The 22,686-nt window shown below is 60.3% G+C and carries 24 protein-coding genes; 16 read left to right on the top strand and 8 right to left on the bottom strand.

Annotation, left to right across the window (positions count from 1 at the left end; all coding sequences use genetic code 11):
- The first annotated feature begins 74 nt into the window (after positions 1 to 74).
- The 6 genes from bamA to lpxB all read left to right on the top strand — a co-directional run bounded on the left by bamA (position 75) and on the right by lpxB (position 6,274).
- Positions 75 to 2,408, top strand: a complete 2,334-nt coding sequence (bamA, locus tag BM229_RS04180) for an outer membrane protein assembly factor BamA (protein WP_093926401.1) — start codon at positions 75 to 77, stop codon at positions 2,406 to 2,408.
- A 4-nt stretch (positions 2,409 to 2,412) separates the two neighbouring features.
- The gene (locus BM229_RS04175) at positions 2,413 to 2,997 is read left to right on the top strand and encodes an OmpH/Skp family outer membrane protein (protein ID WP_093926400.1); all 585 of its coding nucleotides are present in this window, start codon (positions 2,413 to 2,415) and stop codon (positions 2,995 to 2,997) included.
- A gap of 82 nt (positions 2,998 to 3,079) precedes the next feature.
- On the top strand, positions 3,080 to 3,550 hold the full coding sequence (gene fabZ / locus BM229_RS04170; protein WP_067939985.1) for a 3-hydroxyacyl-ACP dehydratase FabZ: 471 nt from the start codon (positions 3,080 to 3,082) through the stop codon (positions 3,548 to 3,550).
- The gene (gene lpxA / locus BM229_RS04165; RefSeq protein WP_093926399.1) at positions 3,547 to 4,329 is read left to right on the top strand and encodes an acyl-ACP--UDP-N-acetylglucosamine O-acyltransferase; all 783 of its coding nucleotides are present in this window, start codon (positions 3,547 to 3,549) and stop codon (positions 4,327 to 4,329) included. Before fabZ ends, lpxA begins: the two co-directional genes overlap by 4 nt.
- On the top strand, positions 4,326 to 5,126 hold the full coding sequence (locus BM229_RS04160; RefSeq protein ID WP_093926398.1) for an LpxI family protein: 801 nt from the start codon (positions 4,326 to 4,328) through the stop codon (positions 5,124 to 5,126). The genes lpxA and BM229_RS04160 overlap by 4 nt, the downstream gene beginning before the upstream one ends.
- On the top strand, positions 5,123 to 6,274 hold the full coding sequence (gene lpxB, locus BM229_RS04155) for a lipid-A-disaccharide synthase (protein ID WP_093926397.1): 1,152 nt from the start codon (positions 5,123 to 5,125) through the stop codon (positions 6,272 to 6,274). The genes BM229_RS04160 and lpxB overlap by 4 nt, the downstream gene beginning before the upstream one ends.
- Before the next feature lie 6 nt (positions 6,275 to 6,280).
- Here the strand turns inward: lpxB and mnmA are convergent, their stop codons facing one another.
- Complete coding sequence (mnmA, locus tag BM229_RS04150) at positions 6,281 to 7,423, bottom strand: tRNA 2-thiouridine(34) synthase MnmA (RefSeq protein ID WP_093926396.1); 1,143 nt, start codon at positions 7,421 to 7,423, stop codon at positions 6,281 to 6,283.
- A gap of 120 nt (positions 7,424 to 7,543) precedes the next feature.
- Between mnmA and sciP the strand changes: the two genes are divergently transcribed.
- The 5 genes from sciP (at position 7,544) to BM229_RS18415 (ending at position 13,144) form a co-directional block, all read left to right on the top strand.
- On the top strand, positions 7,544 to 7,822 hold the full coding sequence (sciP, locus tag BM229_RS04145; RefSeq protein ID WP_093927211.1) for a CtrA inhibitor SciP: 279 nt from the start codon (positions 7,544 to 7,546) through the stop codon (positions 7,820 to 7,822).
- Positions 7,823 to 7,914: 92 nt separating this feature from the next.
- Positions 7,915 to 8,622, top strand: a complete 708-nt coding sequence (ctrA, locus tag BM229_RS04140; protein WP_093926395.1) for a response regulator transcription factor CtrA — start codon at positions 7,915 to 7,917, stop codon at positions 8,620 to 8,622.
- A gap of 86 nt (positions 8,623 to 8,708) precedes the next feature.
- Complete coding sequence (ligA, locus tag BM229_RS04135; protein ID WP_093926394.1) at positions 8,709 to 10,829, top strand: NAD-dependent DNA ligase LigA; 2,121 nt, start codon at positions 8,709 to 8,711, stop codon at positions 10,827 to 10,829.
- Positions 10,826 to 12,916 carry an ATP-dependent DNA helicase RecG gene (recG, locus tag BM229_RS04130; protein WP_093926393.1) on the top strand — a complete coding sequence of 697 codons (2,091 nt, stop codon included), beginning with the start codon at positions 10,826 to 10,828 and terminating at the stop codon, positions 12,914 to 12,916. Before ligA ends, recG begins: the two co-directional genes overlap by 4 nt.
- A gap of 99 nt (positions 12,917 to 13,015) precedes the next feature.
- Positions 13,016 to 13,144, top strand: coding sequence for a hypothetical protein (locus tag BM229_RS18415; protein WP_276326633.1), 129 nt, complete (start codon positions 13,016 to 13,018; stop codon positions 13,142 to 13,144).
- Positions 13,145 to 13,365: 221 nt separating this feature from the next.
- Here the strand turns inward: BM229_RS18415 and BM229_RS04125 are convergent, their stop codons facing one another.
- The gene (locus BM229_RS04125) at positions 13,366 to 13,827 is read right to left on the bottom strand and encodes an iron-sulfur cluster assembly scaffold protein (RefSeq protein WP_093926392.1); all 462 of its coding nucleotides are present in this window, start codon (positions 13,825 to 13,827) and stop codon (positions 13,366 to 13,368) included.
- A gap of 74 nt (positions 13,828 to 13,901) precedes the next feature.
- On the opposite strand from BM229_RS04125, the gene hisI reads away from it, so the two are divergent.
- Positions 13,902 to 14,261, top strand: coding sequence for a phosphoribosyl-AMP cyclohydrolase (hisI, locus tag BM229_RS04120; protein WP_093926391.1), 360 nt, complete (start codon positions 13,902 to 13,904; stop codon positions 14,259 to 14,261).
- Between the two features lie 9 nt (positions 14,262 to 14,270).
- Here hisI and gluQRS read toward each other — a convergent pair whose 3' ends face one another.
- The 4 genes from gluQRS to BM229_RS04100 all read right to left on the bottom strand — a co-directional run bounded on the left by gluQRS (position 14,271) and on the right by BM229_RS04100 (position 18,165).
- A complete protein-coding gene (gene gluQRS, locus BM229_RS04115; RefSeq protein ID WP_093926390.1) occupies positions 14,271 to 15,128 on the bottom strand; it encodes a tRNA glutamyl-Q(34) synthetase GluQRS in 858 nt (285 codons plus the stop codon).
- Positions 15,125 to 15,739, bottom strand: coding sequence for a class I SAM-dependent DNA methyltransferase (locus BM229_RS04110; protein ID WP_093926389.1), 615 nt, complete (start codon positions 15,737 to 15,739; stop codon positions 15,125 to 15,127). The genes gluQRS and BM229_RS04110 overlap by 4 nt, the downstream gene beginning before the upstream one ends.
- Positions 15,740 to 15,792: 53 nt before the next feature.
- Positions 15,793 to 17,133 (bottom strand): methylenetetrahydrofolate--tRNA-(uracil(54)-C(5))-methyltransferase (FADH(2)-oxidizing) TrmFO, encoded by a 1,341-nt coding sequence (gene trmFO, locus BM229_RS04105; protein WP_093927210.1) that lies wholly within the window; start codon positions 17,131 to 17,133, stop codon positions 15,793 to 15,795.
- Between the two features lie 246 nt (positions 17,134 to 17,379).
- The gene (locus BM229_RS04100) at positions 17,380 to 18,165 is read right to left on the bottom strand and encodes an enoyl-CoA hydratase (protein WP_093926388.1); all 786 of its coding nucleotides are present in this window, start codon (positions 18,163 to 18,165) and stop codon (positions 17,380 to 17,382) included.
- A gap of 58 nt (positions 18,166 to 18,223) precedes the next feature.
- On the opposite strand from BM229_RS04100, the gene BM229_RS04095 reads away from it, so the two are divergent.
- Positions 18,224 to 18,652, top strand: a complete 429-nt coding sequence (locus tag BM229_RS04095) for a PaaI family thioesterase (protein WP_093926387.1) — start codon at positions 18,224 to 18,226, stop codon at positions 18,650 to 18,652.
- A gap of 238 nt (positions 18,653 to 18,890) precedes the next feature.
- On the opposite strand, the gene BM229_RS04090 is transcribed toward BM229_RS04095, so the two are convergent.
- Complete coding sequence (locus tag BM229_RS04090) at positions 18,891 to 19,121, bottom strand: DUF1127 domain-containing protein (RefSeq protein WP_093926386.1); 231 nt, start codon at positions 19,119 to 19,121, stop codon at positions 18,891 to 18,893.
- Between the two features lie 110 nt (positions 19,122 to 19,231).
- Between BM229_RS04090 and BM229_RS04085 the strand changes: the two genes are divergently transcribed.
- From BM229_RS04085 to rpsI, 3 genes are all read left to right on the top strand, one after another.
- A complete protein-coding gene (locus BM229_RS04085) occupies positions 19,232 to 20,647 on the top strand; it encodes an aminotransferase-like domain-containing protein (protein WP_093926385.1) in 1,416 nt (471 codons plus the stop codon).
- A gap of 160 nt (positions 20,648 to 20,807) precedes the next feature.
- Positions 20,808 to 21,269 carry a 50S ribosomal protein L13 gene (gene rplM, locus BM229_RS04080; RefSeq protein ID WP_093926384.1) on the top strand — a complete coding sequence of 154 codons (462 nt, stop codon included), beginning with the start codon at positions 20,808 to 20,810 and terminating at the stop codon, positions 21,267 to 21,269.
- Between the two features lie 2 nt (positions 21,270 to 21,271).
- Positions 21,272 to 21,772: a 30S ribosomal protein S9 gene (rpsI, locus tag BM229_RS04075; protein WP_093927209.1), complete on the top strand. Its 501-nt coding sequence runs from the start codon at positions 21,272 to 21,274 to the stop codon at positions 21,770 to 21,772.
- Between the two features lie 154 nt (positions 21,773 to 21,926).
- Here the strand turns inward: rpsI and BM229_RS04070 are convergent, their stop codons facing one another.
- Entirely contained in the window at positions 21,927 to 22,616 is a 690-nt protein-coding gene (locus BM229_RS04070; RefSeq protein ID WP_093926383.1) for a hypothetical protein, read from the bottom strand.
- Between the last annotated feature and the right edge of the window lie 70 nt (positions 22,617 to 22,686).

The raw sequence follows: 22,686 nt of genomic DNA, 5'->3' as shown, positions 1-22,686 counted from the left end.
CCTGCGTAGTCAGGTTGACAATTAATGTCGCAAAAAAACGGGTCGGTGTAATGGGACTGAGGAACGAGGGCAGAATGCCCATCGAATGGGCGCAGCGCAGCAATGTTGGCAGGACCCTTCGGGGCGCATCGCTTTGTGTCATGTTGTCCGTCGCGTGGCTTGTGCCGGGCAGCGATGTGCAGGCGCAGCAATATCAGTTCAATACGGTCGTGATTGAAGGCAACGAGCGGATCGGCGATAGCGCCATTCTGCGCCGGGCTGGCATCGGGCGGGGGCAGGCCGTTTCGGGCGGGCAGTTGAACGACGCCTACCAGAACCTGCAAAACTCGGGCCTGTTCGAATCCGTCTCCATCGAGCCGCAGGGCGGCACGCTGGTGATTTCAGTGGTGGAACTGCCGACGCTGAACCGGGTAAGCTTTGAGGGCAACCGCCGCATCAAAGATGAGATGCTGGCCGAATTGATCGGCTCGACCGAGCGCCGGGTGTTCAACCCCGGTCAAGCCGAGCAAGACGCCGCCGCGATCGCTGAGGCCTATAGCAACGAAGGCCGTCTGTCGGCCCGTGTGCAGCCACGCATCATCCGCCGCGATCAAAACCGCGTCGATCTGGTCTTTGAAATTTTCGAGGGCGACAACGTCGAGATCGAGCGCCTGAGCTTTGTCGGCAACCGTATCTATTCCGATCGTCGTCTGCGCCGCGTGTTGGGCACCAAACAGGCGGGTCTGTTCCGCCGCTTGGTCAAGCGTGACACCTATGTCGAAGGCCGGGTTGAGGCCGACAAGCAGATGTTGCGCGATTTCTATCTGTCGCGTGGCTATGTCGATATGCGCACCGAAGCGGTCAATGCCGAACTGACCGAAGAGCGTGATGGCGTCTTTGTCGCCTATAACATCACCGAGGGGCAGCAGTTCCGCTTTGGTACTGTGTCGCTTGAATCCGAAGTGCCGGGGCTGAATGCTGCGGTCTATCGTGACCTTCTGAAAATCCGCCCGGGTGTGATCTATTCCCCGACATTGATCGAGAATGACATCGCCCGGATCGAACGCCAAGCGATCCGTGATGGTGTGGATTTCCTGCGTGTTGAGCCGGTGATCGACCGCAATGACCGCGATCTGTCGCTGAACGTGACCTACAAGCTGTCCCGTGGCGAGCGCATCTTTGTTGAGCGGATCGACATCGAAGGCAACACCACCACGCTTGACCGCGTGATCCGGCGTGAATTCGACAGTGTTGAGGGTGACCCGTTCAACCCGCGTGAGATTCGCCAGTCGGCGGAACGCATCCGTGCGCTGCAATACTTTGAGACAGCAGAGGTTAACGCCCGTCAGGGGTCCAGCCCTGAGCAGGTCGTGATCGACGTGGACGTGGAAGAAAAACCCACCGGCTCGCTGAACTTCGGCGGCTCCTTCTCGAACAACGACGGTTTTGGTGTCGCGGTCAGCTTTCAGGAGGATAACTTTCTTGGACGTGGCCAGAAGCTGAGCCTGTCGATCTCCACCGCCGAAGACGCTACACGCTATGGTGTGACATTTGTCGAGCCGCGTTTCCTTGGCCGTGATGTGGCGCTTGGCCTCAAGCTTGACTATGCTGAAACCAATTCGTCCTACACCAGCTACGACACCGAGCGTTTGTTGTTCCAGCCCAGCCTGACCTTCCCGGTGAGCGAGAATGGCCGTCTGTCCGCGCGCTACACGTATGAAGGCATCGAGATGCTGGAACGTGACGACGAAGATAACAGCGCCACCATCGCCAACGAGATCGACGCAGGCGCGCTGTTCTCCTCCTCGGTGGGCTATACCTATACCTATGACACCCGCCGCACTGGGCTGGACCCAACGCAGGGTATCTTGTTCGAGTTCGGTCAGGATTTCGCAGGTCTGGGCGGTGACAATAAGTTCATCAAGACTTCGGCCAAGTTTGGCGCCGAGAAGCGTATCTTTAACGAAGAAGTAACTCTTCGTGCCACGCTCGAAGGTGGGGCGCTGGCTTGGAACAGCGGCACCAACCGTGCGGTTGACCGTTTCATCCTTGGCCCTTCCATCATGCGCGGCTTTGAGCCGGGCGGGATTGGCCCGCGTGACCAGAGCAACGGCGTTGACGATGCACTTGGCGGTAACTTCTTCGCCGTGGCCCGTTTCGAGGCAGAGTTCCCACTGGGGCTGCCCGAAGAATATGGCATCAGCGGCGGCGTCTTTTATGACGTGGGCAACCTGTGGGACCTAAGTGATGTGGACACCACGGGCGGTTCGATCGTCGGCGAGGGGGGCTCTTACCGCCATGTGGTCGGTTTTTCGGTCTACTGGGATACACCGCTTGGCCCGCTTCAGTTCAACGTCTCTGACGCGCTGAAGAAAGAGAGCTTTGACAAAGAGCAAAGCTTTGAGATCACATTGCGGACCACGTTCTAAGACCATGTACCGCGCGTTCATCCCCTTTGTGATGATGCTGGCCGGGGTCACCCCCGGCCAGGCGCAACAGGCCCCTACGGCAGAGACACAGCAGAACGCAACGAGCGGCACCGCGCAGGGCGTGATCAGCCCGGTTCTGACCATTGATTCAGAACGCCTTTTCCGCGATAGCGCTTTCGGCAGCCGGGTTTCCCGTGAGATCGAAGCCCAAAGCGAGCAATTGGCCACCGAAAATCGAGAGATCGAGGCCGAGCTGGAAGCCGAAGAGCGTGAGCTTACCGAAAAACGCACCCAGATGACGCCAGCGGCGTTCCGCGTTTTGGCAGATGCCTTCGATGAAAAGGTGCAGCGCACCCGAGCAGAGCAGGCCTCAAAAAACCGAGCGCTGAGCGAAGCGCTCGACCTAGAGCGGGACCGTTTCCTTGCTGCCGCAGCCCCCGTAATGGAACAGTTGATGCGCAATTCCGACGCGGCTGTCATTCTTGAACGCCGGCGCGTCTTTGTCTCGTCCTCGGCGATTGAGGTGACGGATCAGGCGATTGCGCTGTTGGATGAGACCATTGGCGATGGGCTGACCGAGGCCGACTGAGCGGCAGGGCGCCGGGGGATGCTTGCCCCCAGCCGTCTGAATTGGTAGCCATTCAGCAACCTTCTGAGACAAAGGACAGTCCATGACCGAAGAGCTGCTGCGCGCCGATATCCAGTTGATCCAGCGCATCCTGCCGCACCGCTACCCGTTTTTGCTGGTCGACAAGGTCGAAGAGATCAAGGGCACCGAGAGTGCTGTCGGCTACAAAAACGTCACCATGAACGAGCCGCATTTTCAGGGCCATTTCCCCGGCACGCCGATCATGCCGGGCGTCACCATTGTTGAGGCGATGGCCCAGACCGCAGGCGTGATGGTGGGCACCGCCCTTGGCATGCAGGACCGCGACATGCTGATCTATTTCATGTCCATCGACAAATGTAAGTTCCGCCGCAAGGTCGGTCCCGGCGATGTGCTGCGGATGGACCTAAAAACCCTGCGCGGCAAGCCGGGTGCGAAAATCTGGAAATTCGGCGGTGTGGCCACCGTTGATGGTGAAATGGCCGCCGAGGCCGAGTTCATGGCGATGTTGGACCTGCCACAGGACGCAGCATGAGCAATATCCACCCCAGTGCCGTGATCGAAGAGGGCGCGCAGATCGACCCTTCGGTCAAGATCGGCCCTTTCTGCGTGGTAGGGCCACAGGTTGTGCTGAAGGCGGATGTGGAGTTGAAATCCCATGTCGTCGTCACCGGCCAGACCGAGGTGGGCGCGGGTACGGTGATTTTCCCCTTCGCCGTGATCGGTGAAATCCCGCAGGATTTGAAGTTCAAGGGCGAAGCCAGCCGTCTGGTCATAGGCGAACGCAACCGCATTCGCGAGCATGTCACCATGAACTGCGGCACCGAAGGCGGTGGCGGCATGACGCGTGTGGGCGACGACGGGCTGTTCATGGCGGGCTGTCACATTGCCCATGACGCCATCGTCGGCAACCGGGTGATCGTGGTGAACAACGCCGCCGTGGCGGGGCATTGCGTGCTCGAAGATGACGTGATCATTGGCGGGCTTTCGGGCATCCATCAGTGGGTCCGCATCGGCCAAGGCGCGATCATTGGCGCGGTGACGATGGTGACCAATGACGTAATCCCCTACGGGCTTGTGCAAGCGCCGCGCGGGGATCTGGACGGGCTGAACCTTGTCGGGCTGAAACGCGCGGGCGTGGCACGTAGAGACATCACGGCGCTGCGGGCGGCGTTCCAGATGCTGGCGCAGGGCGAGGGGACATTCTCGGACCGGGCGCGGCGTTTGGGGGACGAGACCCAAAGCGATTATGTGCGCCAGATCGTCGATTTTGTCATGGCCGACACGGGCCGCCATTTCCTGACGCCGAAATGAGCCTTGCGCTGATCGCCGGACGCGGCGGCTTGCCCGCACGGGTGGCGGCGGCGCAGGAAGTGCCGCCTTTGGTCTGCGTCTATGAGGGCTGCGCGCCGGATGGGTTAAAGGCCGATCTGACCTTTCGGTTGGAGACGCTGGGCAGCCTTCTGGCGCATCTTTTGGGCGTGGGCATCCGTGAGGTTTGTCTTTGCGGCGCAATCGACCGACCAACGCTTGATCCGGCAAAGCTCGACATGCGCACAGCGCCCTTGGTGACGCAGTTCAAACAGGCACTGGCAGCGGGCGACAATGGCGCGCTTGAGGTGATCAAGACGATTTTCGAGGATCATGGCCTGAGGGTGGTCGGGGCCGACGAATTGGTGCCCGACCTGCTCGCCGACAGCGGTGTGCTGTCGCGCGAACTGCCCGACGAACAAATGCGCCGGGATGCGGCGCGTGGTGCTGCCGTACTGGATGGCTTGGCCACGCTCGACATCGGACAGGCCTGCGTGATCGGGCGTGAGCAGGTGTACGGGGTTGAGACCATCGGCGGCACGGATCACTTGCTGACGACCTTGCCGGAAGCCGTGCGTGATGCACGAGCGGTGCTCTGCAAAGGTCCGAAAACCGGCCAAATCCGCGAGATTGATCTTCCGACCATCGGCCCCGATACGCTGCGTGCCGCCCATGCGGCGGGGCTGGCGGGCGTGGTGATCAAGGCGGGCGGCGTGATGCTGCTGGAACGTGACGCCTGTGTGGCGCTGGCCGATGAGCTGGGGCTAGTGCTCTGGGTCCGAGAGGGGGATGCAGCATGAAAGTGTTCATTCTGGCAGGCGAGCCTTCCGGTGACCGGTTGGGCGGTGCGCTCATGACGGGGCTGAAAGAGCTCTGCCCCGAGGTGACATTCGACGGCATCGGCGGGCCGATGATGATGGCTCAGGGGCTGGAAAGCCGCTTTGACATGGACGAGCTCAGCGTCATGGGGCTGGCCGAGATCCTGCCCAAATACCGCGCGCTGATGGCCCGGATCAATGAGACGGCACAGGCGGTGATTGAAACCAAGCCAGATGTGCTCATCACAATCGACAGCCCCGATTTTTCGCTGCGCGTGGCGCGTAAGGTGAAAGAGAAATCCGACATCAGAACAGTGCATTACGTGGCGCCGACCGTCTGGGCATGGCGTCCCGGTCGGGCTGAGAAGATGGCCCGATCTGTCGATCATGTGCTGGCGCTGTTCCCCTTCGAGCCGCCCTATATGGAAGCGGCGGGCATGGCCTGCGATTTCGTCGGGCACCCGGTGGTGGCCGAGCCAATCGCCGATGATGCTGCCGCTGCGGCTTTCCGCGCCGAACATCGCCTCGCCGACGCGCCCTTGCTCTTGGCCTTGCCCGGTTCGCGCCGAGGGGAGGTCACGCGGCTGGCCCCGGTGTTCCAGCAGGTCGTCGCCCGATTGGTCGAAGCCGAGCCGTCCCTGCGTGTCGTGGTCCCTGCGGCGGCCCCCGTGGCGGCCTTGGTGAAACAGGTCACGCGCAATTGGGCGGGCAATCCGTTGGTGCTGGACCCAAGGGTGGTGGAGACGGAAGAATTTACCGCCACCAAACGCGCCGCTTTTCGCGCGGCGGATGTGGCACTGGCGGCCTCGGGCACCGTGTCGCTGGAACTTGCTGCGGTGAACACGCCGATGGTCATTGCCTACGACATGAACTGGATCAGCCGTCAAATTATCGGGCGGATGCTGCGGGTGGATACGGTGACATTGGTCAACCTCGTCTCGGAAACCCGCGTGGTGCCGGAATTCATCGGTGCCAATTGCCGTCCCGGACCGATTGCCGAAGGTGTTTTGCAGGTGTTGCGGGCACCGGGCGCGCAAAAGGACGCGATGGCGCTGACCATGCAGCGCTTGGGGCGGGGTGGTGAGGCGCCGGGCCTGCGGGCCGCGCGCGCCGTGCTTGCGCGGCTGTAGGCGCGCTTAGCCCCGGTAGATCCAGCCGCCGCCAAAGATGCGCGTGCTTTCAGGATCATAGAACACACAAGCCTGACCCGGCGACACACCTTCCTCGGCGGTCAGCAGTTCAACCTCGGCCTCGGTCGCGCTGATTGGACGCAGGATCGCATCGCGCGGCGGACGGGTGGAGCGCACGCGCACGGCGATGTTCCACTCTGACCGGGAGGTCAGGGGCTCGTCACCCAGCCAGTTGATCTCACGCACCGGGATCTTGCGGGTGGCGAGCATGGATTTGGGGCCGACGACGACCTCTTTGCGCTCAGCATCCAACTTCACCACATAAAGCGGATCCGCCAGACCGCCGATGCCCAAGCCCCGGCGCTGGCCGATGGTGTAGTGGATCACGCCCTCATGTTTCGCCAGCACATTGCCTTCGGTATCGACGATATTGCCCGGATCGGCGGCCTCGGGGCGCAGCTTGCGGATCACCGCGGCGTAGTCGCCATTGGGAACGAAACAAATGTCCTGACTGTCGGGTTTGTCAGCCACAACCAGCCCGTATTTCGCGGCAAGCGCGCGGGTGTCATCCTTGCTTGGCAGGTGGCCCAGCGGGAAGCGCAGGTAGGAAAGCTGCTCTTCTGTGGTGGAGAACAGGAAATAGCTTTGGTCGCGGTTGCCATCGGCGGCGGCGTGTAGCTCCGGCCCGTTCTCGCCCATCTTGCGCTGGATATAGTGACCTGTGGCCATGCAATCGGCCTCCAGATCCTTGGCGGTTTCCAGCAGGTCTTTGAACTTCACCCGTTCGTTGCAGCGGATGCAGGGCACGGGTGTCGCACCGCCGAGGTAGCTGTCGGCGAATTCATCGATCACGGCGTCCTTGAAGACGTTTTCATAGTCCAGCACGTAATGCGGAAAGCCCATTTCCTCGGCCACGCGGCGGGCATCCTGAATGTCGACGCCCGCGCAGCAGGCACCTTTCTTGGCCAGCGCAGCGCCGTGGTCGTAAAGCTGCAGGGTGACGCCTACGACGTCATAACCTTCGTCGGCGAGCATGGCCGCCACAACGGAACTGTCCACACCACCCGACATCGCCACGACGACCCGCGTGTCGGCAGGTGCCTTGGCAAAGCCAAGCGAATTGAGCGGCGGGGTCTGATCAAGGGCCATGCGTATCTCCGGAGTTTGTGCGCGAATATAGGAAAATCCTACCTAGTCACAAGGGCAGGCTTCACTCCGCGTTAAGGCAGATGGGGGTTATTGGACGCCAGAACAATGGCGGATGATGCGATGTACCTGAAAAAAGTCGATGGACCACGGTCTGTTACCCTTGCTGACGGCAGCGTGATGTCTCGTGCCGACCTGCCCAGCCCAGATACACAAAGATGGGTCGCGTCACGCAAGGCGGCGGTGGTGCGCGGGGTGGTCTATGGGCTGATCACCCAGTCTGAGGCTTTGGAGCGGTATGGCATTAGCGATGATGAATTCATGGAATGGTTACACGCAGTTACGGAGCATGGTGAGGCCGCGTTAAAAGCTACTGCTCTGCCTAAATATAGACAACTTTAAGTTGTTATTGTACCGTCCAAGTAACGGTAACGGGTAGTTAACCTTTTTTGTTCAGGGTTAAGCTATCGCCCAAGATGAGCCGGAGAAACCTAATGCGTGTATTGTTAGTTGAAGATGATCCTACGACCTCTCGCAGCATTGAACTGATGCTGACCCATGCGAATCTCAACGTCTACGCCACCGACCTTGGCGAAGAGGGAATCGATCTGGCCAAGCTTTATGACTATGATTTGATCCTACTTGACCTCGATCTGCCGGATATGAACGGCCATGAGGTGCTGCGACAATTGCGATTGGCCCGTATTGAAACGCCGATCCTGATCCTTTCTGGCGCGGATGATACGGAGAATAAGATCAAAGGCTTTGGATTTGGTGCTGATGACTATCTCACCAAACCGTTTCACCGCGAAGAATTGGTGGCCCGTATTCATGCGATCATTCGCCGTTCAAAAGGTCATGCGCAATCGGTGATCGAAACCGGGCAGGTGGCCGTGAACCTTGATGCCAAAACGGTCAGTGTGAATGACAGCCCCGTGCATCTGACGGGCAAAGAATACCAGATGTTGGAACTGCTCAGCCTGCGCAAAGGCACGACCTTGACCAAGGAAATGTTCCTGAACCACCTCTACGGTGGGATGGATGAACCGGAACTAAAGATTATCGACGTCTTTATCTGCAAACTACGCAAAAAACTGAGCCAAGCCACCGGCGGGGAGAATTACATCGAAACCGTCTGGGGCCGTGGTTATGTGCTGCGCGACCCAGAACCTGTGACAATGGATTTGGCTGCCAGCGCCTGAGAGGCTGACGGCTAACCCGAAAATCGCTAGACCTGCCCCGGATCGCCACCTATCTAAGCGCCAGGTGACAATATCGGGGGCAGATCGTGACATCCCAGATCGAGGTGGCAGCGCTGGACAAGGCGCAAGCAGAAACGGAACTGGCGCGGTTGGCAGAGTTGCTGAGTGCGGCCAACACGGCCTATCATACGGAAGATGCGCCCGAAATCTCGGATGCGGAATATGATGCGCTGAAGCGGCGCAACGCAGCAATCGAACAGCGTTTCCCCGAACTAAAACGAAGCGATAGCCCCTCGGAGCAAGTCGGTGCACCGGTAGCCGACGGCTTTGGCAAGGTGCGCCATGCGGTGTCGATGCTGTCGCTGGCCAATGCCTTTGACGCAGAGGATGTGACAGAGTTCGATGCGCGGATTCGTAAATACCTGGGGCTTGGGGCCAAAGCGCCGCTGGCCTATACTGCGGAGCCAAAGATCGATGGTCTGTCGCTCTCTCTGCGCTATGAGAACGGGGTGCTCAAGCAGGCCGCCACCCGCGGCGATGGTTCGGTGGGGGAGAATGTCACCGCCAATGCGCGCACCATTGCCGACATTCCGCATGAACTAAAGAACGCGCCAGACCTGCTGGAGGTGCGCGGCGAAGTCTACATGAGCCATGCCGATTTCGCGGCGCTGAACGCGCGGCAGGCCGAAACGGGGGGCAAGACCTTTGCCAATCCGCGCAACGCCGCCGCCGGATCGTTGCGGCAGCTTGATGCGGAAATCACCCGTGCGCGTCCGCTTCGGTTCTTTGCCTATGCTTGGGGCGCGCTCTCGACCCCGCTGGCCGAAACGCAAAAGGGCGCGATCGACCGGTTGGCGGAACTGGGATTTTCCACCAACCCGCTGACTGCGCTTTGTGATGGTCCCAACGACATGGTGGCCCATTATGAGCAGATCGAAGCGCAGCGCGCCACGCTTGGCTATGATATCGATGGTGTGGTCTACAAGGTCGATGACCTCGCCCTACAGGAACGCCTCGGCTTTCGCTCGACAACGCCCCGCTGGGCAATCGCGCATAAATTCGCGGCTGAACTGGCTTGGACACGGCTGGAAGGCATTGACATTCAGGTTGGCCGCACCGGGGCGCTGTCCCCCGTGGCGCGGTTGCAGCCGGTCACAGTCGGCGGGGTCGTCGTCTCCAACGCGACGCTGCACAATGAGGATTACATCAAGGGGCTCGACAGTAAGGGTGCTGAGATCCGGGGTGGTAAAGACGTGCGCGTTGGCGATTGGGTGCAAATCTACCGCGCGGGCGATGTGATCCCCAAAGTGGCGGATGTTGACCTATCCAAACGCCCCGAGGATGCGGCGCCCTTCGTTTTTCCCACCACCTGCCCGGAATGCGGCTCGGATGCGATCCGTGAGCCGGGCGATGCGGTGCGGCGCTGCACAGGCGGGCTGATTTGCCCCGCGCAGGCCGTTGAAAAGCTGAAACATTTCGTCGCGCGCGGGGCCTTTGACATCGAAGGGCTCGGGGCCAAACAGGTAGAGCAATTCTACCACGACGGTTGGATCGCGGAGCCTGCGGATATTTTCACTTTGAAAGAGCGCTATGGTAGCGGCGTGCAGCAGTTGAAGAACCGCGAAGGCTGGGGGCCGAAGTCCGCAGACAACCTATTCCAAGCCATTGAAGATAAGCGCGAAATCCCGATGGCGCGGCTGATCTTTGCCCTCGGCATCCGCCATGTGGGCGAAGCGGCGTCGAACCTTATCGCATTGCATTACGGCGACTGGGACAGTTTTGAGGCCGCCATGGCCGAAGCGCGCGGGCTGGAGGGCCCCGCGTGGGATGACCTGATCGGTGTCGATGGCGTTGGCAGTGTTATGGCAGGCTCGCTGGTTTCGGCCTTCGCGCAGGAGGCCGAGCGCGCCTCCATCGACCGGCTGGTCGCGCATCTGACCGTGGTTCCAGCGGAACGACCCGATACCGAAGGCAGCCCGGTGGCGGGCAAAACGGTCGTTTTCACCGGCACCTTGGAGAAGATGAGCCGCGCCGAGGCCAAGGCACGGGCGGAGCGTTTGGGGGCCAAGGTCTCAGGATCGGTCAGCGCCAAGACTGACATTCTCGTGGCCGGTCCGGGGGCAGGCTCCAAAGCCAAGAAAGCTGCCGATTTGGGGATTGAGACTTTGGACGAGGACGGCTGGCTCGCCTTGATCGAAGGCAAATGAGCGGCAGGCCGGAGCAGCTTTTCCCGCTTTTTGCCGGGCTGGAAACCCTCGAAGGGGTGGGGCCGAAGACGGCCCAATTGTTGAACCAATTGGGCATTCAAGCGCCGCGTGATCTGATATTTACCCTGCCGCATTCCGGCATCGACCGTCGGTTGCGCGACAGTGTGAAAGACGCGCATCTGCCCGCGACGCTCACCGTGGCCGTCACCATCGGCGCGCATCGCCCGGCACGTACCAAAGGCGGCGCGTATCGCATCACGGTGGAGGATGCGCAGACCAGCTTTCAACTGGTTTATTTTCACGCGCGGGGGGACTACTGGCAACGGCAATTGCCCGAAGGCAGCCGCCGTATTGTCTCGGGTCGGGTCGAGTTTTTCGACGGGATGGCGCAGATGGTCCATCCCGATTTTGCCGTGCCAGAGGAAGAGGCCAGCAGTATTCCGGACTTTGAGCCGGTCTATCCGCTCACCTCCGGCTTGACGCAAAAGCTGATGTACAAGGCCACCCGTGGTGCGCTGAGTCGCCTGCCAGCGGTGGCCGAATGGGCCGATCCGGGGCAAGTGGCGCAGGCCGGTTGGCCCGATTTCGCCGCCGCCGCCGAGGCCGCGCATGATCCTCAGAACGCCGAAGACCTCACCCCAACTGCGCCCGCGCGGGAGCGGTTGGCCTATGACGAATTGCTCGCCCATCAAGTGACCTTGGCCCTCGCCCGGCAGAATGAGCGGCGCAAGAAGGGGCGGGCAAGTCTTGGCGACGGGCGCTTGCAGCAACGGGTGCTGAAATCACTGCTCTACAGCCCCACTGGGGCACAGCGCCGCGCCATTGAAGAAATCACCGCCGACATGGCGCTCGACACGCGGATGAACCGGCTTTTGCAAGGCGATGTGGGCGCGGGCAAGACATTGGTTGCCTTCATGGCACTGCTTCGCGCGGTAGAGGCAGGCGGCCAGGCGGTATTGATGGCTCCGACAGAAATCCTTGCACGTCAACATCTTATGGGGTTGCAGCCGCTCGCGGAACAGGCAGGCGTGGTGCTGGAAATTCTAACTGGCCGGGACAAGGGCGCGGAGCGGCGGGCCAAACTCGTTGCGTTGGAGCGGGGCGATATTCAGATCCTCGTTGGCACCCACGCTGTTTTTCAAGCTGACGTAAGCTTTGGCGATCTGCGACTTGCGGTGGTCGATGAACAGCACCGTTTCGGCGTCCGCCAACGGCTGGAATTGGGGCGCAAGGGGCGGCTGGCAGATGTGCTGGTCATGACCGCCACGCCGATCCCGCGCAGTCTGGCACTGGCGCAATATGGCGATATGGATGTCTCGGTTCTCGACGAGAAACCACCGGGGCGACAGCCCATTCGCACCGCGCTTGTTTCGACCGGGCGCATGGATGAAGTCATCGACCGTATGCGTCACGCCATCGAAGAGGGACGGCAGTGTTACTGGGTTTGCCCGCTGGTGGAGGAAAGCGAGGTCAGTGATCTGACGGCGGCAGAAGACCGGTTTAAACGGCTCCGGGCAGCCTTGGGCGAGGGGGTGGTCGGTCTGGTGCACGGGCAAATGCCACCAGCCGACAAGGATGCGGCGATGCGGGCCTTTCAGGCAGGCGAAACCAAGGTGTTGGTCGCCACCACGGTGATCGAAGTGGGCGTCGACGTGCCCAATGCGACGATTATGGTGGTAGAACGCGCCGAGATCTTCGGCCTCGCTCAGTTGCACCAGTTGCGGGGGCGTGTCGGGCGCGGTGAGGGGGCGTCGACCTGTCTGTTGATGTATCAGGCACCTTTAAGCGAGACGGGCCGTCAGCGGTTGGAAGTGCTGCGCGAGTCGGAAGATGGGTTCGTCATCGCAGAGACGGATCTAAAGATGCGCGGCACCGGAGATTTGATCGGCACTGCGCAATCGGGTGTGCCCCGCTTTCGGGTGGCGGATCTGGAACGACAGGCAGCGTTAATGGCGGTGGCGCAATCGGATGCCCGCAAGCTTTTGACGGATGACCCAACCCTTGAAGGGCCGCGCGGGAAGGCGGTCAGGCTGCTGCTATGGCTGATGCGGCAGGATGAGGCGATCCGTCTAATATCAGTGGGTTAGAACCTTTCCGCGCTTTTTGTTCGCTAATGTTCTCAAAAAGTTCTTTACAGGTCGGGCTAGAAATGAGAACAAAGGAGCAACAAAGATAAGGAGGTACCGATGATGACTTACACCACGCTGAAATCTATCGCTCTTAGGTCACAGGCCACGTTGTTGCAGGATGCAGCAGGGGCCGCCGCTTTGATCGTGATGCTGGTCGTTGGTCTGCATCTGCCTGCTTTTATCTGAGTTCTGCCTAAGGCTCTCATGCCGCTTTGCCTGCATCCGTCCCAATTTTGATGCACCGATTTGCCTGTCCGCATCGGCCTTTGGCAAAGTGGGTCCCACATGAGTTACGCCTACTGACGCCGCCATCCTTTTCGGATGTGCGGCGTTTTTTTCGGCTTTAGGGGACGAGGGAGACCGCTGAGAGACTGCGAGGGTAGGTTCGCGTCTGAGTGGCGCTCTACTTAACGCTCGCCCGCTTCAACGGGGGCTACGGCCTGTTGCATTGCCTCGGTTAATGCTTCGATGCTGAGCATAATCGACGCGTGGCGGTTTTTATAGGCCGTGGCAGGGGTAAGCACTTCGAAACCGTCAAAGGGCGCGTCTGGCACAGGGCCTTCGCCTTTCAGCATGGCGCGCAACTGATCGCGGGCTGTCGTGATCTGCGTAAATGAACTTCCGGGTGCCGCAGCGCCGACAACGGCGGCGGCAGCTTGCCCCAAAGCGCAGGCTTTCACATCCTGCTTCATTTCGGCCAAATGCCCCTCCTGCACGCGCACATCAACCGTCACGGTCGAGCCACAGAGCGGCGAGCGGCGTTTGACGCTGGCCTGAGGGTCGTCCATGCGGCCCAGATGGGGGATCTCTGCTGCAAGCGCCAAGATACGCGCGGAGTAGAGCTTGATGAGGTCCGTCTCATCCGACATGGCTGTTCCTTTTCGTGCTGAAACCCTACATAAGCGCCGCTGACGCAGATGCAAATATTTCCACGAGGTGTCCGATGACTTTTGATCCTGCAAGCCTTCAATTCAACGATGCGGGCCTGATCCCGGCGATTGCTCAGGACGCTCAGACCCATGAGGTGCTGATGCTGGCATGGATGAATGCGGAAAGCATCGCGCGCACGTTGGAAACCGGCAAGGTCACTTACTGGAGCCGCTCACGGCAGGCGTTCTGGGTGAAGGGAGAAACCAGCGGGAATGTTCAGGAACTCGTTGAAATGCGGCTGGATTGCGACCGTGATTGCTTGCTGGTCATGGTAAACCAAAGCGGGCCCGCCTGTCACACCGGGCGGCGCAGCTGTTTTTACACCGGTATTCAGGATGGCCAAGAGGTCGAACTGATGAAGCCGATGGATTAAGACTGGCCTCTAAAGGCCTACCATATCACGAATTTCCTGGGGTGTGGCGCCGCTCTCGCGATAGAGCGCGATGGCGCGAGCGTCGTCGCGCTTGGCTAGCCTCTTGCCAGCTTCATCGCGAATTAAACGGTGGTGGTGGTAGCAAGGCTTTGGCAGGCCCAGCAAAGCCTGCAGTACAACGTGGATTTGGGTGGCCTCAAACAGATCGGCCCCCCGTGGGACCAGCGTAACCTTCTGTGCCGCGTCATCCAGAACAACAGATAGATGGTAGGATGTGCCCATGTCGCGCCGGGCCAATACCACGTCACCAACAGTTGTAATGAGCTGATCGGGGGAAATCGTTTGCTGGCCGGTTTCGCCATTGGGGCCTTGGCCATTCTCTAAGAAGGTCAGCGGCGTGCTGCTGAGCGTTTCCAATGCCTTGGCCATATCTAGCCTTAGCGCGCCAGTCTCACGGGGGTGGCCTGCGGCGCGGCAGGTGCCGGGGTAGATGATGCCATCAGGGCCGATGATCGGCGCTGCGCCTTCTTGTGGGGCGCTGGTGGCTGCGGCAATGTCGCGGCGGTTACAGGTGCAGGCGTAAAGCAAGCCGCGCGCCCAGAGATCATCAAGCGCGGCGCGGTAGCTCTCCATCCGGTCTGATTGCCGCATTACCGGGCGTGCCCATCCTATGCCAAGCCAGTCGAGGTCTTGGTAAATTTGCGCTTCCCATTCTGGGCGGGCGCGGGATTGGTCGATATCTTCGATGCGTAAAAGAAAGCTACCGCCCGCCGCTTGGGCCAGATCATGTGCCAAAAGCGCCGAATAGGCGTGGCCAAGATGTAGTGGGCCGGTCGGTGATGGGGCGAATCTGCTCGTAAGTTTCAATTCTTTTCAATTAGATAGACAGTAGACTTCATGTTGATTCCAGGCAAATGCGCGCCTTCTTCGGCATGGAGCAAAATCGCTGCGCCACAGTCGGTCCATTCATGGATCATGCCCAAAGCGCCGCGATCCTCCAACGCTTTTTCGTTTAGCGAAAATAGGAGTTTACCGCCCCTTCTTAATCCATGCATAAGCGTGTCGAACAAGGATATTGGCGCGGCACCGGGGCCGATAACCCCGATCGCGCTAATGGCATCATATGCACCGGGCGCAAAAGGTAAGGGTGCGTCAACTTCAAGCTCTAAGAGTTTGCGGTAAATACCTTTTTTCCGTGCCTCAACCAGCATCGCAGCCGAGACATCGCCCCCGTCAATCGTGGTAAAGCCGACGTGTTTCAGGGCTGCACCAGACAGCCCGGTACCACATCCGATGTCGAAAATCGGCAGTTCTTTTTCATCAAGAAATTCTGCAAGCGTGACAGCGGCGCGTTCGGGGGTGGCATAGCCCTGAGCTGTAATGTCGTCGTCGTAGCTGCTTGCCCATTCGTCGTAGAGGCTGCGGATGACTTTCGTGTCGCGTGCCGCATATGCCTTGTCGAAATAATGTTGTGTCATCCCCCTAGAGTATGGGGGATGGCACGAAGGGTCCAGTCTTAACCCGACCAGAGTTAACCTTGATTAAGCCAATTCTGCCATTCTGCTTTTGCGCGGTCAGTATAGGCTTTGTAGCGGTCTTTGCGCCCGCGACGCCCAGACTTGAGCCCTTCAACGGGCGGGAAGAGGCCGAAATTCACGTTCATCGGCTGGAAGGTTTTAGCATCTGCGCCGCCAGTGATGTGGGTGATCAGCGCACCCATGGCGGTGCTGTCGGGCGGGGTGGGCAGACTGCTGCCGTTGATCTCAGCCGCGGCCATACGGCCTGCGAGCATCCCCATCGCGGCGCTTTCGACATAGCCTTCGACGCCGGTAATCTGCCCTGCAAAGCGGATGTTGGGCTGGCTGCGTAGGCGCATTTGGTCGTCAAGCAACGTGGGCGAGTTGATGAACGAGTTGCGGTGAATGCCGCCAAGACGGGCGAAACGTGCGTTTTCTAGGCCGGGAATTCGTTTGAAAACATCTGTTTGCGCGCCGTACTTCATTTTGGTTTGAAAGCCGACGATGTTGTAAAGCGTGCCCAGCTTGTTGTCGCGGCGCAGCTGCACGACGGCATGGGCTTTGATGTCGGGCTGGTGTGGGTTGGTCAGGCCAACCGGTTTCATCGGGCCATGACGCAGGGTTTCGCGGCCGCGTTCGGCCATGACTTCGATGGGCAGGCAGCCGTCGAAGTAGCCGGCGGTTTCACCTTCGCGGAATTCTGTTTTGTCGGCCTCAAGCAGCGCGTCGATGAAATCGTCGTATTGCTGCTTGTCCATCGGGCAATTGAGATAGGCGGTGCGCTCTTCCTCGGTTTCGCCCTTGTCATAGCGCGACTGCATCCATGCTTTCGACATGTCGATACTGTCGAAATAGACGATGGGGGCAATGGCGTCGAAGAATGCCAGTGCTTCGGCCCCGGTTTCGGCGGCGATGGCTTCGGCCAATGCGCCCGAGGTCAACGGGCCAGTGGCGATGATCCATTTGCCGTCTTTTGGCAGCTCAGAAATCTCGCCGTATTCGACGGTGATATTGGGGTGCGCGAGCAGCGTGTCGGTGACGGTCTGCGCGAAGGGGTCGCGGTCTACCGCCAGTGCGCCGCCAGCGGGCAGGCGGTTTTTGTCGGCGCAGGCCATGATGAGGCCGTCGGCGGCGCGCATTTCCCAATGCAGCAGGCCCACGGCGTTTTGCTCATCATCATCCGAGCGGAAGGAGTTGGAGCAGACCATCTCGCCCAACAGCCCGGTCTGGTGGGCAAAGGTTTCGACCTTGGGGCGCATTTCGTGGATGACCACCGAGATGCCCGCGTTCGCCGCTTGCCAAGCCGCTTCTGATCCGGCCATGCCGCCGCCGATGATGTGCAATGTATCTGTCATGGGGGCGATGTAGGGCAGGGCAGCAGCGCGCGCAATGGGCAAGAGGTTGCGAGGGTGCTGGGGGAGAATGGTTTTGGGGTCGCCGCTGCGGGAATGGTCGGTCAGTGAGAGGCTGACCCGGAGGGACCTTCCGCCGTCGGCGACCCAAAATCATCAGGGTATCTGTACCCTGATATAACAGTGCCCCGATTTTGCCAGATTTGCCAGCCCCCGCGCAGCAACACAGTTGCGCGGATTTGGAAACAATCACTGCTGCCAGTCGGGCGCACGTTTTTCCAAAAAGGCGTCGATCCCCTCGCGGGTGTCAGCCTCAAGCATGTTGCGGACCATCACGTCGCCGGTGAAGGCGTAGGCTTGATCGGTGGGCAGTTGCATCTGTTGGTAGAAGGCCCCTTTGCCATGGGCGACGGCGGTGCCGAGCTTGGCGGCGATCTTTTCGGCTAAGGTCATGGCCTCGTTGGTAAGTTGATCGGCTGGTACCGCGCGGTTGATCAGGCCCAGTTCGGCGGCGCGGGAGGCGGAGATGAAATCACCGGTGGTGAGCATCTCAAACGCCTGTTTGCGCGGGACGCTTCGGGACAGGGCGACCATGGGGGTCGAGCAGAAGAGGCCGATGTTCACGCCGTTGACGCCAAAGCGTGTGTCCTCGGCGGCGATGGCCAAATCGCAAGTGGCGACAAGCTGGCAGCCTGCGGCAGTGGCGATGCCATGGACTTGGGCGATGACGGGCTGCGGCAGGCTTTGGATGCGGGCCATCAGGGCGGCGCAGCGGTCGAAGAGGTATTTGAAGGCGGCGGCTCCGCCGTCCTCGGCTTGGCGCATGGCAGTCATCTGGCGTAGATCGTGACCGGCGCAGAAGGCTTTTCCTGCGCCCGACAGGATGATCACCCGTGTTTGGCGGTCTTCGGCCAGTTCGTCGAGTTTGCTGTGCAGGGCGGCCAGCATTTCGTCCGACAGGGCGTTCAACCGCTCGGGTGCGTTCATGCGCAGATGGGTCACCGGGCCTTGTGCCGTAACGTCAAGAATTGTCACCTTGCCCTCCCAAGCTGGTCGCGCCAACGTTACGCCGAGGACAGCAGGGAGAACAAGTATGGCCGTGGTGATGGATGCAGAGGCGTTGGAGGCCTTCATGCGGGAGGTGTTCGATCAGGTGGCGGATGATTTCGCCGTGGATCACGTCGCCGAGAATGAGATCACCATGCGTTTGCTGACCAGCCGCCGCCATTTGCGGCCCGGCGGAACGGTCTCGGGCCCGTCGATGTTCGCGCTGGCAGATGTGGCGGCCTATCTGGTGACGCTGGCAATGATCGGGCCCAAGGCGCTGGCGGTGACGACGAATTGCTCGATTGATTTCATGCGCAAGCCGCTGGCGGATGTGCCTTTGATTGCCCATGCCAAGCTGCTCAAACTGGGGCGGCAATTGTCGGTAACGGATGTGCTGATTTACTCAGAGGGGTCGGATAAGCCGGTGGCGCGGGCGGGGCTGACCTATGCGATTCCGCCCGCGTCGATGGGGTGAGGAGGGCCAGCGCCTGACCGTGGGGTTGCGATTGTGACGGTGATCCGCGCCACTTTATTGTGCGGCTGTGGTCCGCTTTCTCGAAGGAGTAAAAAGCCCAACCAAATCGCCAGCCCGCCGGGCCGGGCAGTCGATGGCCCGGCGCCTGCGGCTTGATTCCGGACCTAGTGGCTTTCTACAAAAAAAGGGCCGGGAAAAACCCGGCCCAGGAAGAGGTCTGGCGAACGCCACAGGGAAGTTACGCCTGCCAGAACACGCGGGAAGCCTCGGCCGAGGCCTGTTCCGGTGTAAGTCCCGCATCATCAAGCTCCCACGGTTCTAGCGCTGCAAGCGCGATCCGGGTGCGTCGGCGGGCCGCCCATGTGGTCACGACCGCCGCAAAGCGCAGCGCGATCACTGCAGGGACCGGCAGGGCGCGGTATGTCATCAATGTCATTGCATCGGCGCTAATAGGGCGAGCCTGTGTCATGGGAGAACTCCTTGAATTTGTATTGGCGAAATTGTATTGACACAAAGTGTAGAAAACCTACAGGTACAAAGGTACAAAGCGCGATACAATTTGACCACAGGAATATTGTAATGGGTACAATTTGGCAGCCGACGCTCGCCGACGGGCAGGGGCCGAAGTACAAACTCGTGGCTCTGACCATCCGCGAGGGTATCAGTTCCGGCGCGCTGGCGGTTGGCGATAAGCTGCCCCCAGTGCGGGAATTGGCGTGGCAATTGGGGATCACCCCCGGCACCGTGGCGCGCGCCTATACCATTCTGACTGACGAGGGCCTGCTGGAGGCCGAAGTGGGCCGGGGTACTTTCGTCGCCCCGCCGCAGGCAGCCATCCGCGAGGATGTCTGGAACCGCGAACAAGATAGCTGGATCAAAGAGTTAGAGATTTCAGATACGGATGCGGTGAGTCTCTTTAGTCCACGATTGCCGGATATGGGGCAAGTGGCCCTGATCCGCAGCGCCCTGCGGCAGGTGGCGGATGTGCCGGGCGAAGAATTGATGAACTATCCCACCCGCGATGCCTATGCCCCGGTGCGCCAAGCGGTGGTCGACTGGCTGTCGCATCTGTCCCTTGGCCCGCTGAGTGAGCGCGACGTCGTGCTGTCGCACGGCGGACAAAGTGGCATTGTATTGGTACTTCAGGCCGTCCTGTCGGGACCGAAACCTGTGATGCTGGTCGAAGACCTCTCCTATGCCGGGTTCCGGCGGGCGGCGGAGGTGCTGCGCGCCGAAGTGGTGGGCGTGGCGATGGACAATGACGGTGTGCTGCCCGAGGCGCTGGAAAAGGCCGCGCGCGACAGCGGGGCGCAGGTGTTTTGCACCACGCCGGAGGTGCACAATCCAACGGGCAGCCACACCAGCCTTGAACGGCGGCGCGCGCTGCTGGTGGTCGCCATGCGGCACGGCTTGGAGATCCTGGAGGATGATTGCTACCGCATGGGCTCTGCCCGCGCGCCGAGCTATCGCTCGCTCTGGCCTGAGCATGTCTGGCATGTTTCTTCGATCTCGAAAGAGTTGACGCCCGCGCTGCGTGTCGGCTTTGCGCTGGCCCCGGCGGGGCGGTCGGCGGACCTGCGGCGGGTGGCGGAATACGGATATTTCGGCCTTGCGCGCCCCTTGGCGGAGGCGACGCGCATTTTGCTGACCGATCCGCGGCTAAAGGGTATCTGTGCCGACATCCGCGAAAGACTGGCGGAATATGTAGAGGTCGCGGTCAACCATCTGGGCGGGCATGAGCTGCAATGGTCGCGCGATGTGCCCTTTCTATGGCTGCAACTGCCGCCGGGTTGGCGCGCAGCGGGGTTCTGCCGCGCGGCAGAGGCGCAGGGCGTGCAGATCCGCTCTGCCGATGAATTCGCCCTGCGCGATGGCCGCGCGCCCCATGCGGTGCGTATCGCGGTGAACGCCCATGTCTCTCTGCGCTCCTTCGAGGCGGCGATGCAGCGGCTGCGCTGTCTCTTGGACAATCCGCCAGAGCAGATCAGTGTGTAGAAATATGGGGTATTATTATACCTAAATCATAAGTCACTGATTTTGCTTACGTAATCCGTGATTGATGCGCTTGACCCGGCGATGCAGGTGGTTATAACCCCTCCATCAGACACCGGGCGGGGATTCCTCGTTCCGACCAACCTCAAACGGGAATTCATCCATGAAAACCTTTTCTGCGACACCGGCAGATATCGACAAGAAATGGATCATCATCGACGCCGAAGGCGTCGTGCTGGGCCGTCTCGCCTCGATCATCGCCATGCGCCTGCGCGGCAAACACAAGCCGTCCTTCACGCCGCATATGGATTGCGGCGACAACGTGATCGTCATCAACGCCGAGAAGGTGCAGATGACCGGCAAGAAGCGCGAAGAGCACTTCTACTGGCACACCGGCCACCCCGGCGGGATCAAATCGCGCACTAAGGAGCAAATCCTTGAAGGCGCGCATCCTGAGCGTGTTGTGACCCAAGCGGTCAAGCGCATGCTGCCCGGCAACCGCCTGAGCCGCCAGATCATGACCAACCTGCGCGTCTATGCAGGTAGCGATCACCCCCATGAGGCCCAGAGCCCCGAAGTTCTGGACGTTAAGTCCATGAACAAGAAAAACACGCGGAGTGCATGAGCATGGCTGACGAAATCAAAACACTTGAAGGTCTCGAAGCTGCTGTGACCGAGAACATCGGCGGCGTACAGGGCACCGAAACCGAAATGACCCCGCGTGAGCCGGTTCGTGACGAACTGGGCCGCGCCTATGCCACCGGCAAACGTAAAGACGCGGTCGCCCGCGTTTGGATCAAGCCCGGCTCCGGCAAGGTTATCGTGAACGGCAAGCCGCAGAACGAATACTTCGCACGTCCTGTGCAGCAGCTGATCCTCGCGCAGCCTTTCGGCATCACCAACACCGAAGGTCAGTTCGACGTGTTCGCAACTGTCAAAGGCGGCGGTCTGTCCGGTCAAGCGGGCGCGGTCAAGCACGGCATCTCCAAAGCGCTGCAGCTTTACGATCCCTCCCTGCGCGGTGCGCTGAAAGCGGCAGGCTTCCTGACCCGTGACAGCCGCGTCGTCGAGCGGAAGAAATACGGTAAGGCCAAAGCGCGTCGGAGCTTCCAGTTCTCCAAGCGTTAAGCTTACCGATCAACTTTGCGAAAGGGCTGCCCTCCGGGGTGGCCCTTTTTCGTTTGCGGGGTGGGCAGTGTGACTTGGCAGCGGCACGTGAAAAAGGCCGCTGCGGTTTCCCGCAACGGCCCTTGATCAGGATCAGCGATAATCTCTTGCGGGATTAGCCGCCGATTTCATAGCTCACGGTAAAGCCTAGTACGCCGTCACCATCGTTGGTGTCTTCGTACAGCGCTTCAAAGCTGACGCCATCGCCGAAGTCATAGACGGCACCGGCTTCGGCGTAGAGGTTGTCGTCACGGTCGCTGTTACCGATCAGGCCAACGGCGGTCCAACGCTCGGACAGGGGCGCTTCGAACGCCACTTCCTGATCGCTTTCGCCGTTGTCGGGGTTGATGATCACAGCGAATGCGCCGGAGATGTCGCGCCCAATAGGGAAGCCCAATGTCGCGGTGATTTCTTCTTCGTGATCTTTGGAATCGTTCAGCCAGATGTAGGAATAGCTCAGATCCCAGCTCATGCCTTGGCCAAAGTCCGCACCATAACCCAGATCGGCTTCGAATTCGACATCATCTGTGGGGTCTTGGTACAGGGAAGTCGCGCTCAGGCCGGTGTGAAAACCACCGTAGGTCAACTCAACAAAGCCTTCGATTTCGTTTTCCAGATGGTCGAAATCATCCGATGTGTTGAAACGGGTCGCAGCAGAGACGCCTGCCGTCCAGCCGATTGCGGAGACGGTAGGGCGGTCGTCGATAACCGGGTCGAACCCGGTGGTGATGTTGTCTTGCGCATAGGCGGCAGTGGAGAGCAGCCCAGCGGTAAGACCGAACCCGAGAAGTGTTTTGATTGTCATGGCTTATGCCTAGTTTTGGACCTTGGCTTGTCGTTGACTGGCGCGGTCTGGTTGTTGATCCCCATCGCTT

It is taken from the genome of Sulfitobacter dubius, assembly GCF_900113435.1.
Taxonomy (GTDB): domain Bacteria; phylum Pseudomonadota; class Alphaproteobacteria; order Rhodobacterales; family Rhodobacteraceae; genus Sulfitobacter; species Sulfitobacter dubius.
This window is presented reverse-complemented; position numbering and strand designations above follow the sequence as displayed.

Coding starts and splice junctions, on each gene's coding strand:
- BM229_RS18415 (WP_276326633.1), top strand. CDS start 13,016: ATGATGACTTACACCACGCTGAAATCTATCGCTCTTAGGTCACAGGCC.
- BM229_RS04125 (WP_093926392.1), bottom strand. CDS start 13,827: ATGTCGGATGAGACGGACCTCATCAAGCTCTACTCCGCGCGTATCTTG.
- recG (WP_093926393.1), top strand. CDS start 10,826: ATGAGCGGCAGGCCGGAGCAGCTTTTCCCGCTTTTTGCCGGGCTGGAA.
- trmFO (WP_093927210.1), bottom strand. CDS start 17,133: ATGACAGATACATTGCACATCATCGGCGGCGGCATGGCCGGATCAGAA.
- hisI (WP_093926391.1), top strand. CDS start 13,902: ATGACTTTTGATCCTGCAAGCCTTCAATTCAACGATGCGGGCCTGATC.
- fabZ (WP_067939985.1), top strand. CDS start 3,080: ATGACCGAAGAGCTGCTGCGCGCCGATATCCAGTTGATCCAGCGCATC.
- rplM (WP_093926384.1), top strand. CDS start 20,808: ATGAAAACCTTTTCTGCGACACCGGCAGATATCGACAAGAAATGGATC.
- BM229_RS04175 (WP_093926400.1), top strand. CDS start 2,413: ATGTACCGCGCGTTCATCCCCTTTGTGATGATGCTGGCCGGGGTCACC.
- BM229_RS04070 (WP_093926383.1), bottom strand. CDS start 22,616: ATGACAATCAAAACACTTCTCGGGTTCGGTCTTACCGCTGGGCTGCTC.
- lpxA (WP_093926399.1), top strand. CDS start 3,547: ATGAGCAATATCCACCCCAGTGCCGTGATCGAAGAGGGCGCGCAGATC.
- BM229_RS04160 (WP_093926398.1), top strand. CDS start 4,326: ATGAGCCTTGCGCTGATCGCCGGACGCGGCGGCTTGCCCGCACGGGTG.
- ctrA (WP_093926395.1), top strand. CDS start 7,915: ATGCGTGTATTGTTAGTTGAAGATGATCCTACGACCTCTCGCAGCATT.
- BM229_RS04095 (WP_093926387.1), top strand. CDS start 18,224: ATGGCCGTGGTGATGGATGCAGAGGCGTTGGAGGCCTTCATGCGGGAG.
- lpxB (WP_093926397.1), top strand. CDS start 5,123: ATGAAAGTGTTCATTCTGGCAGGCGAGCCTTCCGGTGACCGGTTGGGC.
- mnmA (WP_093926396.1), bottom strand. CDS start 7,423: ATGGCCCTTGATCAGACCCCGCCGCTCAATTCGCTTGGCTTTGCCAAG.
- rpsI (WP_093927209.1), top strand. CDS start 21,272: ATGGCTGACGAAATCAAAACACTTGAAGGTCTCGAAGCTGCTGTGACC.
- sciP (WP_093927211.1), top strand. CDS start 7,544: ATGTACCTGAAAAAAGTCGATGGACCACGGTCTGTTACCCTTGCTGAC.
- BM229_RS04085 (WP_093926385.1), top strand. CDS start 19,232: ATGGGTACAATTTGGCAGCCGACGCTCGCCGACGGGCAGGGGCCGAAG.
- BM229_RS04090 (WP_093926386.1), bottom strand. CDS start 19,121: ATGACACAGGCTCGCCCTATTAGCGCCGATGCAATGACATTGATGACA.
- bamA (WP_093926401.1), top strand. CDS start 75: ATGCCCATCGAATGGGCGCAGCGCAGCAATGTTGGCAGGACCCTTCGG.
- BM229_RS04110 (WP_093926389.1), bottom strand. CDS start 15,739: ATGACACAACATTATTTCGACAAGGCATATGCGGCACGCGACACGAAA.